Raw genomic sequence first — 12,322 nt, 5'->3', positions numbered from 1 at the left:
CATCTGAATCAGAACGTGCCGTCGATGCTCAGCACCACGTTGCGCGGCGCGCCGTACCAGTTGCCGCTATCCACACCGCCAGTGGTGCTGTAGTAGCGACGGTCAAACAGGTTGTTAAAATTAACCGCCGCCGACCAGTTGTCGCTGAATCGGTAACCGACCCGGGTGGAAATCACACTGTAAAAACCCTGGCCGAACTGATAGTCGATGTAGTTGTCGTCACAGGTATCGTCGGCGTTGGCTTTGCTGCACACCTGGCCGCTGGTGAAGCTGCGGGTCTGTGCAATGATGCCCAGCCCGACGCGAGTTTTATTCAGGTACTCCCCGCCGCTAAGCTGTACATCGTTCCATAGCTTGAAGAGGTGCTTGGGCGCGAAGCTCGCCAGCGTTCGGTCCTGATCGGCCGCCTTGGGGTCAGGTTTGGTTTTACTGTTATTGTAGGTGTAGCCGAAGTTAACCGACCAGCGCGGCAGTGGCTCGCCAGTGATATCAAAGTCGAACCCCTCGCTGATTTCCTCGGTGCTGCCGACGCGGTAACACCCGAGAGAACAGCCGACGTTCAGATCGTCGTACTCGGCTTTGTTACGGCGCACACTATGATAAGCTGCGAACGATGCGTTGGTCGCGCCGTTGCTGTACTTTACGCCGACCTCTTTGGTGTTGCCGGTCATCGGCGGCAACGTTGCGCCACTGACGCTGGTCATGTAGGCCTGATACTGATAAAGGTCGGTATAGCTGCTGTACACTGACCAGTCAGAGGACAGGTCATAGCGCAGCGCGTAGTAGGGCACAGAGGTGCGCTCTGTTTTCATCTTAATCCCGAGGCCAGAACCTAACACCGGGGCAAAGTTGGCGTCGTAGCTGTCCCAGCGCAATGCTGACTGGAAATGCAGGTCCGGCAGGAACGGCAGCAGCACGGCGTCAGCTTTTGCCACCAGATTTGCCGTAGTATAACGCGCCAGAACATTCCCTTCTGGCTGCCAGTCGGGCTGGGGGAGGGCGAGAGACGGCGCATCAAGCTCCTGCGTGAACGAGTTGACGTTGCTACGGTTCTTCTGATAACTGCCTGAAAAGGCTAGCTGCTGCGGCAGGTTAAACAGGTCAAACTTCCCCACCATGCTGATATCCGCCAGGTACTGTTTACCGTGCACATCCTCAGCAGTCAGTTGGGTGTAACGATCGTCCTCAGCCAGATCGGGTAGCGCGCCTACCAGCGATCCCTGGCGGTTGGTGTAGTTCTGGCTGAGCCACGTCAACTGGGAGTTGAGCGTCCAGTGTTCGCCAAGCTCCTGCCGCAGTTGGGCGAACAACTGGCGGGAAATAATTTCACGGTGGCTCCACGGCAGTGCCAGGCTGGTATCTCGCGGTAGTTCTGCATCACGCCCGGACTGGTAGCGCGGGAGCCCGCCTTCCCACGGCAAACTCTTTTTCTTGGTGTAGCTGCCACCGAAAGTCAGCAGAGTGGTCGGGGTCAGATCGGCCTCAAGTATACCGTAAAGAAGACGGGTTCCGTCCTCAGACGGATGATAATAGCGATCTTTGTCCTGCCAGGTGGCGACCGCGCGGCCACGTAGTTTGCCGTCAAAGCCCAGGGGGCCAGTCACATCCAGTGAGGTTCTATAGTCGTTCCACGAACCGGCCTGACCGCTCACCGCGATCTGTCCATGATCCAGCGGGCGTTTACGCGTCAGGTTGATGCTGCCCCCGGGAGAGCTGCTGCCGACGCTGTTCAGGCTGTCGCCGCCGCGCAGGATTTCCGCATGGTCAAACATCGACATGTCGAACGAGGAGAATGAACTATCATCGTTCAAAATGTTGTCGTAGAGCTGAATCGGGGTGCCACCGTCAAGTTGAATATTTGTAATGCGCCAGCCGCGCGAATAGTACTCTTCGGTATCGCCGGCACGTTTGGTGGTGACGCCCGACACTTTGGTCATCACCGTATCCAAATCGGTCAGATTCTGATCTTTTATCTGTTTACTGGTAATCACGCTGACGCTCTGCGGCGTCTCCTTCAGTGACTGCGGGGTCTTACCGCCGATGCTGACCGCGGTAGTGGTATAGCTATTGCTACCTTCGGTAGCGGTGATGTCGGTACTGCCGTTGGCACCGCCGGATACCGTACTCTGCATGCCCTCGACCCGCACCGCATCGAGCACGCTGGCGCTGCTGTCGGCTGCCGCTGCGTTACTCAGCGTGACTGTGTTGTGCTGGGCGTCGAGGCTGAAACTCAGCCCGCTACCCGCCAGCAGCCGCACGAGGGCATCCGTCGGGCTGAATCTGCCGCTCAGTCCTTGGGTGGCGTGCCCGTCGGTCAGGGGGCTGGGAGCAATCAGCTGCAGGCCACTCTGTAGGCTGAACTGTACCAGCGCCAGACTCAGATTGCCGGCGGGTATTTGATAATCCGTCTGTGTTGCCTGTTGTTCGCTATTTTCTACGGCGGCGTATGTCGCCGCCGACGGAATAAATATCGCCGAGGCGATTAATAATGATAGCATTTTTGTTTTCATTGTTTTTCCATTACCTGAATGACCCCAGAAAGTTGGCTGCGTTAAATAAAACGAAGCAGTTACTTAAATTCATCACTCGTTTTTAAATAATTTTTATCTTTATATTTGCAACATTCGCCGATGGTGCCGGGGAATTAATTATTCCCGGCGATGTAAAACTGGACCGGAACGATAATTTCCGTTTTGCCCGCCGTCAACATATCGGCAGGCGGTTCAGGCAGCGGTGCAACCCGCTGCAGCAGATCCAGCGATTCGCTGTCGAGCAGTGTAAAACCCTGGCTTTTCACAATCACCGCGTCGCTGATATGGCCTTCTTTATCCACCCGAAAGCGCAGCAGCACGGTGTCCTGTTGGCGGGTGCGCAGCGCGAAGGGCGGGTAACGCTTCTCTTTCTGCAACCGCGCCAGAATTTCCGACTGCCAGTTCATTTTAACCTTCAGCGCCATATCGCTGGCGGCACCTACCTGTGGGGCGCGGTTGGTTTCGGCCACTTTGCTGCTGCTGTTGTCAGCCAGCTGCTGACGCGGTGCGGCTGGCTGCCGCTCCGGGCGCGGTTTTTGCTTCTCGCGCGGCGGTTTCTTTTTGACCTCCGGCGGCGGCGGGCGCTTCTCCTCCGGCTGCTCGCGGACGGTCAGCTTCGCTTCGGCCTGCGGGATGATCTTTTCTGTCGCCTGCACCGCTTTAGGCTCTACTTCCGGTTCCGGCGGCGGGGCGGCGACGGCGGGTGCCTGCTGCGTCTGCGGCTGCATGGTGGTCGGCAGTGTAGCCAGTTCAATAACGATCGGTGCTGCGGCAGGGGGCTGCGGCAGCACCGGGGCGAGCGCCGCCGAGCGCAGCAGCAGGGCGATCACCGCGACATGCCCGCCGACAACCAGCAACGGGGGCAGTAGCCAACGCACCCCACGGCGCAGGCGGAACCCGTTGTGTAGCGGCGGGAACGGCACGGCGGTCATGGTGCGTTCCCCGCCGCGCCGCCGTCTGATTCCATTCCGACCAGCGAAACTTTGCTGTAGCCGCCGTCGCGCAGGCGATCCATCAGGGTCATCAATGCCTGATAGCTAACGTTTTTATCGGCGCGGATAAAGATGCGCGCCCCGCTGTTGTCACCGCTGGCGGTTTTCATCGCTGCCAGAAAAGCGCCGCTGGCGACCGGCTGGTCCTTGATAAATAGCTCGCCGTTTTCGCGCAGGCTGACGATCAGCTGCTGGGCATTATCCTGCTGCGGCGCTTTGCTGGTCGAAGGCAGGTCGATATCGAGATTGCTGGTCGACAGCGGCGCGGCGACCATAAAAATAATCAGCAGCACCAGCATCACGTCAATAAACGGCGTGACGTTAATCTCGCTCAGCGCGTTCAGATCGTCATCATGCGAGGAGGGGGATGAGAAGGCCATAATTATCCCGCCCGCTTAATATCGTGTGCCACGTGCAGCGGCGACGGTTCGTCGTCCAGCTGCTGGCTGAGCAGGCACAGCGTCAGCGTGGAGACATCGGCCATCTGCTGGCGCGCGCCGCTGATGTGGCGGGTCAGCATGTTGTAGAAGATCACCGCCGGAATCGCTACCGCCAGCCCCAGCGCGGTGGCGAACAGCGATTCGGCGATGCCCGGGGCCACCACGCTGAGATTGGTCGACTGCATTCGCGCGATGGCGGTGAAACTGTGCATAATCCCCCAGACCGTGCCGAACAGGCCGATAAACGGCGCGACCGCGGTGGTGGTGGCGAGGATGCTGACGCCGCGAGTTAGCCGGCGGGCTTCATAGGCTTCAACGCGACCGATCCGCGCCTGCACCCGTTCTTTCAGCGTTTCCGCCACCAGCCGTTTGCCGCTTTCGCGGCGGTTGTCCAGCTCGATCAGCGCCTGTTCGCCGATGGTGCGGCAGGAAGGTGATACCAGCTCGCGTGTTTCCTCCAGCGAAGTGGTTGCGGCCAGCTGGAAGGTGCTGGTCCGCAGGCGGCGGCGGTAAAACGCGATGCTGACCGTTTTCCCCAGCCATACCGACCAGCTGAGCACCGAACCGCTGAGCAGCAGCAGGATCACCAGTTTGCCAACACCGTCAGCGTGCTGATAGAGCGCCAGCGGCGAGAAATCCAATGCGGCCGCGGGTGGTGATGGGCTAATGCTGCTCGCTGGCGCGGTGGCGGTTTGCAGGCTTTCCTCCGCCGCGGCAGGGAGCGTGGTGAGGAGTAGCAACAGCGGCGCGGCGGCCATCAGCCGGCCGGGCGCGCGCAGGGTGCGGAATAAACGGGTAACGGTGGTCAACATGGTAAGCAATATCCTCTGGCCGCAATGAGCGAAATAACCGGGAGGATCTCCCGGCTGTTTTTCAGATAAACGCGCCAGCCCGGCGCTTCCCGCAATCATTTCGCCAAATAAACGTAATATTTTTATTTCTTGCCGGCGGCGGAATTAGCTTTGCCACCGCCAGCATAAAGACGCTAGCCGCTGACCAGTGATGCGCGGATATTTTCTGCGCCATCTTGGTGATATTGCGCCGCAGGATTGGCGCCCAGCTGCCACTCGCCTTTCGGCAGCAGGTAAAGCATCTCCTGATGGAATTCGGCAATCGACGGGCGGTGGCCGACGCTGATAAAGGTGGTGCCGATTTCGGCCAGCAGCTGATAAAGACGCCGCTCGGTGGCGATATCCACCGCGCTGGTGGCCTCGTCGAGGAAGGCAAACTGCGGCCGCGCCAGCAGCACGCGGGCAAAACCGATGCGCTGCTGTTCGCCGAGCGACAGAACCTTGCCCCAGTCGCGCACGCTGTCAAAGTCGCCGTATTTATCGCGCAGGTCGGGCAGGCTGACTTTTTCCAGGCAGGCCTGCAGCGTCTCGTCCGACACCTGCCGGTCGGTAGCGGGATAGAGCAGCTGGGAGCGCAGATCGGCGAGGATCATGTAGGGCCGCTGCGGCAGGAAGAAACAGGCTTCGATCGGCGGCATCAGGATTTCGCCTTGGCCGCGTTGCCACAGCCCGGCCATCGCCCGCAGCAGCGAACTCTTACCCACGCCGGTCTGCCCCTGAATCAGCAGGTTGCGGCCCGGTGAGACGGTCAGCGACAGATGCTGCGTCAGCGTCTGTTCGCCACCGGGGGTTTCCAGACTGACATTGCGCAGCGCGATCCCCGCGCCGCGCCGGATATGGATGCGGTGCTGGCCTTCCTCTTCGCGCTGGCGGTCCAGCTGGTCGAAGCGTTCGACGATCTGCGCCAGCCGCACCGCGCTCGGCGCCATACTGGCGACGGTGGGGATGAACTGCGACAATGTGGTAAGCGCAGTCATCATCTGCGTGGCGGCGGCGGTGGCCATGGCGATTGCGCCGTATTCAATTTTATGCTCGAAGAAAAGTGGGGCGATGAGGAAAAACGGTGCCAGATTCCAGAGTTGCCCCATTCCGAAGTTGATCATCGACATTTTCAGCTGATACACCAGGATTGCCATGCGGCTGTCTGTGGCGGTGGCCAGGCGTCCATCAATTTGCTGTTTCTCGGTGGCCTCCCCGCGGTAGAACGCCACGGTTTCCGCATTGTCGCGCACATGCAGCAGGCCGTAACGCAGATCGGCTTCCGCCACCGTGCTGTTGAAGTTCAGCCGGATCATCGGCGTGTACATTGCCAGGGTCACCAGGGTGGAAACGGCGGCGTAGAGCACCACGTACCACATCATGGTCTGGCTGATCGAAGCGATGATAATCCCGCCGGTCAGCAGCCCCATCAACTGGGCGACAATCTGGAGCGGAATGCCGGCCATAGTGGTGACAAAGGGGTCGACGTCACCCTGGATACGTTGATCGGGGTTATCGAGATCCTCATGCACGGTGATGCTGTAGTAGGTACGGTGATGCAGGTAACGACTGACCAGCCACTCGGTCAGCCAGCTGCGCCAGCGCACGGTGAGTACGCTGCTCATGTAGTACATCACCGCCTGAACGACCCAACTGACCATCGTTACTCCGGCAATCAGCCAGAACAGGCTGGAGTAGCCGCCTTCGTTGCGGGCGACGATGGCGTTGGTCATCTCGGCGGTGAGGTTGGCGGTCCAGTAGCCGATCGCTGCAAAGGCGGGGGTCATCAGCAGCAGGGCCGACATCAGCACCCACCAGCGGCGGTGCTCCCGTTGCCGCCAGAAGGGATGGGTCAGCATCCACACCCGGCGCAGCAACAGGTGCGAGATGCGGTAATCTTTTTTATCAATGGCGGGCGTCTTGCTGTCTCTCATTACGCCGCTCCCGGGCGCTTTTCGCCGGCTTTGCCTGTGTCACTACGCATTACGTCACCTTATCGTTAAGTCAGTTACGCGTCCTCCCTGGAAGGCGGGAGGATTAACGGGTTGCTTAAAGAACGCGTGAGCGGTGGATAATCAGCAATCGGTGGGAAGGAAATTATTAACCGCGCGCGTCAGGAGCCGTAGGAGGGGCATCGTGTATCCAGATGATCGGCCCCAGTCGGGTGATGCGGATCGGCAGTGCTTTCTCCAGCTGGCTGTACCAGTCGTCGACCCGGGCGATGTTAATACTGGCGCTGAGGCGCAGCTCATCCTGCTGGGATGCGTTGAGATAGACCATCCGCCGGTCGTAGCGGCGTAAGGTCTGCACGATGTCGCTGAGGGTGCTGTTTTCAAAGATCAGCAATCCCTGCTGCCAGGCCAGCTGCCGTCGTGCGTCGACACTGGCGACGGCCAGAGTGCGATCGGTCGGATTCACGGTGGCGGCCTGATCGGGCTGGATCACCACAGTTTTCTGCGCGGCGTCGCTAACGCTGACTCTGCCACGCTGCACAGTCACTACGGTGTTTTTACCGTCAATTTTGACCGCGAAGGCGGTACCGAGCACACGAACATGGCCGCCACCGGCGTCGACGGTGAACGGCAACTGTGCGTTGTGTTTGACATCGAAATAGGCCTCCCCGCGCGATAGTCGCACATGACGGGTGGCCGATGTCAGCTCGACATCGGCTGCACTGTCGGTATTAAGCCACATGGTGCTACCGTCGTTCAGTGAAATCTGGCGGAACTCGCCGAGTCGGGTGGCGTAGTTGAAGCGCCAATAGTTCATCCACTGATAGCAACCCAGTACGCTGACCAGCAGTAAAAACAACCCGGCCATTATCCTTCCCGGCGACGGCGCGTGAGCCCAGCCGCTGGATGTATGGGCTGGGAAGATCATCGCCCGGTATTGTGCCTCAAGCGGTCTACCGAGCTGCAGCCACAACTCCAGCGAGGTGGTCAGTGCTGCCTCGTGCGCCGGGCTGGAACTACGCCAACGGCTAAATTGTCTCAATTCGGAAGGTTTGATATCACCAGAGGTAAGTCTAACCAGCCAGTGAATAGCTTCGGTTTCCAGGGTGTCCTCGTCTGACGAAGAATATGAGTTGTTGTGCACCACGGTTCGCTTCCGTTTATGAATCAGGTCATGACGTTACAGACTCTACTTTAGCTTATTCTCCGGATTTTTTAGCGTATCCCGGCAGTGCAGCAGCGTGCGGACGGCGTATTTCTCCACCAGGCTGACCGAAATGCCCATTTTCTGTGCAATCTCTTTGTGGGTCAGTCCGTCCACGCGACTGAGATAGAGGATTTCGCGACACTTTTCTGGAAGCGTTGAGAGAGTGCTATCGAGCAGGTTAATTTTCTCGATGGAATAATGGTTATCCTCTGGTGACGGGGAGTAGTTTTCAAACATGTGCAGTGCGGCGTTGAGGATCTGCACCCGACGCTGTTCAGTGCGACGATAATCGCTGGAGGCGTTGAGAGCGACACGAATCAGGTAGTTACGCGCATCCTCGTACGCCGGAAATTCATTGGCAACTTTGAATATCTTGAAATAAATGTCTTGCGTTATGTCCTGCGCAACATGCACCGTTCCGGTGCGATAACTCACAATTTTAAATAACGTCGAGTAAATATCAATAAATACATCAATTAGGTTAACGCTTGCGTCTTTGGACAACATGGTTTTACCGTTTCTATAATTGTGAGGGAGATCACGAAGTTAATTCACAATTACATAGTGCTGGGAAAAATGAAAGTCTTATCGTTATAAGATTTACGCATACATATTATCGTATATTGAATAAGCTTTGTGTGTGTTTTTACATGATAATGGCTTTGTTGAATAAATCGGGTTTAAATAAAAACTTTCCCTTTCAGTCACTTCCTCAGGCAATTCGTGGCTTTGTTGAATAAATCGAGTTTAAATAAAAACTTTCCCTTTCAGTCACTTCCTCAGGCAATTCGTACACTTTCTGGCATGCCTGCTCGCGTCATTTTGTTTAAGGCACGGGTCATGGCCATAGCTTCTCCAACCTGCGCATCATAATCCCGCAGCGTAAGATGCCCACCGAACAGTTGTTTAACACGGTACATCGCCGTTTCTGCCACAGAACGCCGGTTGTAAGCCGTGTGCCATTTCCAGTAAGCATTACTCCCCGTCAGACGCTGCCTCGCCACCGCCTGATTTCTGTCGGCATACTCCGCCGGCCAGTAACCGGAACGCGCTCGCGGCGGGATTAATGCCATAATTTTCTTGCGCCTTAGCTCGTCGTGGCACCGTTTTGTGTCATACGCCCCATCTGCGCAGGCGACCCGAATTTTCCTGTGCGTCTGACGGATAAGCCCCGGGAATGCCTCTGCATCAGTCACATTGTTCAGGGAAAGTTCAGCGCAGATAACCTCATGCGTACCGGCGTCTACCGCCAGGTGCAGTTTACGCCAGACGCGGCGCTTTTCCTGGCCGTGTTTTTTCACCTTCCACTCACCCTCACCGAAGACTTTTAATCCGGTGGAGTCGATAACCAGATGGGCTATTTCGCCGCGCGTGGGGGTTTTGAACGGGATATTGACGGACTTAGCCCGTCTGCTGACGCAGGAGTAATCCGGACAACGGAGCGGGAGCTTCATCAGGATAAAAATAGAGTCAATAAACCCCTGCGCGGCGCGCAGTGTGAGGTGAAAGACGCGTTTGAGCATCAGTACGGTGGTAATAGCGAGCTCAGAATAACGCTGAGGACGACCACGTGAAGACGTGTTGGGCTGTTCATACCAGGCCTGAGTAGTCGACTCATCAAGCCAGAATGTCAGTGAGCCCCGATTGACGAGCGCCTTGTTGTAGTCAGCCCAGTTGGTGATTTTGAACGTTTGTTTTGCCACGTGATACCGCTACAGGATCGGGAATATGGTGATCTGATCCTGACTACGGCCAAAAGTTCGATTTATTCAACAAAGCCAGATGGGGATTCAATAATTTAGATGAAATTCTTTATTAAAACAAAAATGATCATCATCAATATAGTATAAACACTCATAAATTGTATTGAGTAGCGGTATAAATAATGCGGTCTGAACATGAAAAAAAATCAAACCCGTGAAAATGAGGATTTAAACGATCGCGGTGACACCAAACTATAGTATTGAGGTGATTCATAAGATTTTTTCAGGGCAGTGAATGATAATATCTGAGGCAACAAATTAAGTAGCATCCAAATATTAATTAGAGGGCGTAAATATTTTTTTCGTCGGCCAAAGGGTGTTGGTGTGTTTGAAAATATACATTTTACTATGCTAGTTTAATTATTGTTATTTTATTATCGAATAAGAAGCTTGGTCGGTGGGTAAAGTTAACTTATAAAATGGTATTTTATATTTTCATTAAGAATGAATTTGGGGTGTTTGCATTATTATGCATGTTTCTTTTCATCGCAATATGAGACTTCAAATGAGATGTCGCGCACACTTTTCGATAAAATCTGTTGTATGAAGAGAAGTGTCCTGTCAATGTGCAACCGGTTGCCCTGCTTGTTAACTACATGACTCCATTGAACTGGAAATCAGGAAAAATAAATGAAAAAAATAAGAGATTACAATAAATTAGCTAGAGATATTCTTCAGGAGGTAGGAGGACAAGACAACATTGTATCCTATTCACGCTGTGTTACCCGACTTCGATTAGTATTGAAAGATATTCCAAAAAGTGCAGTTGAAACAATAAAGCAATTACCTGGAGTCATTACGGTTGTTTTGAGCGGTGGTCAGTTCCAGGTGGTTATCGGAACACATGTTGCGGATGTGTACGATGCTTTAAATGATATTGTTGACCCTTCTAAACTTCAGGAGGGAAGTCGAGGAAATTTAGTCGACAGTGTAATTTCAGCAATGTCATCAGTGTTTGCACCTATCGTTTACATTCTTGCCGCGGCAGGTATTCTGCAAGGTTTTTTGATCATAATAAATTACTTTTTTTTAGATTTTCATAAAACGGGTACTTTTTATGTAATGGATCTCATATCCTGGACCCCATTTACGTTTCTCCCGGTACTGATCGCAGTAACAGCATCTAAATATTTCAAATGCAACATCTATATTTCATTACTATGTTGTTGCGCTTTAGTTAGTCCGGATTGGGCTGCAATTGCGTCAAGAATAGCAAGTGGAGAAAATATTTCATTTTTATATCTTCCACTTGCGAAAACAATTTATACTTCATCTGTATTACCCCCCCTCTTTCTTGTCTGGGGATTGTCTTTAGTTGAGAAAAAAATAAAGAAAATACTTCCAGAGATTGTTGAACCGTTATTAACGCCGCTACTGTGCGTGATCATTATGGTTCCATTAACACTCTTACTTATTGGCCCGGTTACTGCGGGTGTATCAGACAGTATCGCGATAGGCTATAACTGGCTATATCATAATTATCCAGCCTTGGCTGCGGCTATAATTGGTGGTCTGTGGCAGATCATTGTCATATTTGGTGTGCATTGGGGTTTCACTCCAGTAGTCATGGCAAATTTTGATATGTATGGAAATGATTCCCTGCAGGCTTTTATGACCATGGCAGTTGTAGCTCAGATGGCAGCCGCATTCTCATGTGCTATAAAATCAAAGAATAAAAATTTAAAATCAGTTTCTTACTCTGCGGGAGTAACTGCTATTTTTGGAATTACGGAGCCTACAATTTATGGTGTTACATTAAAGCTAAAAAAACCTTTCATATATGGTTGTATAGGTGGAGCATTGGGCGCAGTTGTTTCAAGTTTTTTTGGCAGTACATATTATGCTTACGCTGGTTTGGCAAGTATTCTGACAACAGTAAACGCTATAAGTACAACTAATGCGCATTCATTTTTGGGAATGATGCTTGGATGCATAACTGCGATAATTGTGACTTCATCGTTAGTATTTGCATTAGGTTTTAATGATCCCAAAGAAGAAGTTAATAATGAGAATGTTGCAGAGTTGCCTGAGAACGATGTTTTAACACTATTATGTCCAGTTGATGGAAAAATTATACCTATCGAGGATGTAAAAGACGAAAGTTTCTCCGGAGGATTACTTGGAAACGGAATAGCTATTGTACCTTCAGGAGGCATAATTTGCTCTCCATGTGATGCTGAGGTTGCAACCACTACACCAACCAAACATGCTGTTGGATTACTATGTGAAAATGGTGCTGAAATATTAATTCATGTAGGAATCGATACCGTCAAACTGGAAGGTATGTACTTTGACAGCAACATCAAAATAGGAGACAGAGTCAAGGCCGGTACACCTCTAATCTATTTTGATAACAACTACATTGCGGAACTTGGTTACGATCTGACGACGCCAGTTCTGATCATGAATAGTGATGAGTACACAATTTATTTTGAACGAGAACCACGTGTAGTCACAACTGGAACACCTTTAATTACAGTAAAATAAATTAAACTCAAACCCGATAATCCTCTGTGTTTAATGGATTATCGGGGGCGGGGTATGACAGATCAAACAGTTTTTCAGGTGATAAAGATATATGTGATATGATAAAATAGATCTGTCTAT

9 protein-coding genes and 1 pseudogene are annotated in these 12,322 nt (G+C 53.1%); 1 reads left to right on the top strand and 9 read right to left on the bottom strand.

Annotation, left to right across the window (positions count from 1 at the left end):
• Positions 1 to 8: 8 nt before the first annotated feature.
• The 9 genes and pseudogenes from WM46_RS15420 to WM46_RS15385 all read right to left on the bottom strand — a co-directional run bounded on the left by WM46_RS15420 (position 9) and on the right by WM46_RS15385 (position 9,655).
• On the bottom strand, positions 9 to 2,498 hold the full coding sequence (locus tag WM46_RS15420) for a TonB-dependent siderophore receptor (protein ID WP_187394387.1): 2,490 nt from the start codon (positions 2,496 to 2,498) through the stop codon (positions 9 to 11).
• A gap of 146 nt (positions 2,499 to 2,644) precedes the next feature.
• Entirely contained in the window at positions 2,645 to 3,463 is an 819-nt protein-coding gene (locus WM46_RS15415; RefSeq protein WP_102602730.1) for a TonB family protein, read from the bottom strand.
• On the bottom strand, positions 3,460 to 3,903 hold the full coding sequence (locus WM46_RS15410) for an ExbD/TolR family protein (RefSeq protein WP_102602729.1): 444 nt from the start codon (positions 3,901 to 3,903) through the stop codon (positions 3,460 to 3,462). Before WM46_RS15410 ends, WM46_RS15415 begins: the two co-directional genes overlap by 4 nt.
• Positions 3,904 to 3,905: 2 nt before the next feature.
• On the bottom strand, positions 3,906 to 4,775 hold the full coding sequence (gene exbB / locus WM46_RS15405) for a tonB-system energizer ExbB (protein WP_187394386.1): 870 nt from the start codon (positions 4,773 to 4,775) through the stop codon (positions 3,906 to 3,908).
• A 173-nt stretch (positions 4,776 to 4,948) separates the two neighbouring features.
• The gene (locus tag WM46_RS15400) at positions 4,949 to 6,727 is read right to left on the bottom strand and encodes an ABC transporter ATP-binding protein/permease (protein WP_102602727.1); all 1,779 of its coding nucleotides are present in this window, start codon (positions 6,725 to 6,727) and stop codon (positions 4,949 to 4,951) included.
• Positions 6,728 to 6,893: 166 nt separating this feature from the next.
• Positions 6,894 to 7,613, bottom strand: coding sequence for a FecR family protein (locus tag WM46_RS15395; protein WP_262360397.1), 720 nt, complete (start codon positions 7,611 to 7,613; stop codon positions 6,894 to 6,896).
• 135 nt (positions 7,614 to 7,748) lie between these two features.
• Positions 7,749 to 7,889, bottom strand: a pseudogene (locus WM46_RS26860) (FecR/PupR family sigma factor regulator); the annotation flags it as partial.
• Positions 7,890 to 7,934: 45 nt separating this feature from the next.
• Positions 7,935 to 8,459: an RNA polymerase sigma factor gene (locus WM46_RS15390; protein WP_102602725.1), complete on the bottom strand. Its 525-nt coding sequence runs from the start codon at positions 8,457 to 8,459 to the stop codon at positions 7,935 to 7,937.
• A gap of 272 nt (positions 8,460 to 8,731) precedes the next feature.
• A complete protein-coding gene (locus tag WM46_RS15385; RefSeq protein ID WP_102602724.1) occupies positions 8,732 to 9,655 on the bottom strand; it encodes an IS5 family transposase in 924 nt (307 codons plus the stop codon).
• 690 nt (positions 9,656 to 10,345) lie between these two features.
• Between WM46_RS15385 and WM46_RS15380 the strand changes: the two genes are divergently transcribed.
• A complete protein-coding gene (locus WM46_RS15380) occupies positions 10,346 to 12,202 on the top strand; it encodes a glucose PTS transporter subunit IIA (protein ID WP_102602723.1) in 1,857 nt (618 codons plus the stop codon).
• The last annotated feature ends 120 nt before the right edge of the window (positions 12,203 to 12,322 follow it).

Origin of the sequence: Citrobacter freundii complex sp. CFNIH2 (assembly GCF_002880615.1) — a bacterium.
In the GTDB taxonomy this organism is placed as follows: domain Bacteria; phylum Pseudomonadota; class Gammaproteobacteria; order Enterobacterales; family Enterobacteriaceae; genus Citrobacter_A; species Citrobacter_A amalonaticus_F.
Note: the sequence above shows the minus strand (reverse complement) of the source record. Positions and strands in the feature narration are given on the sequence as shown.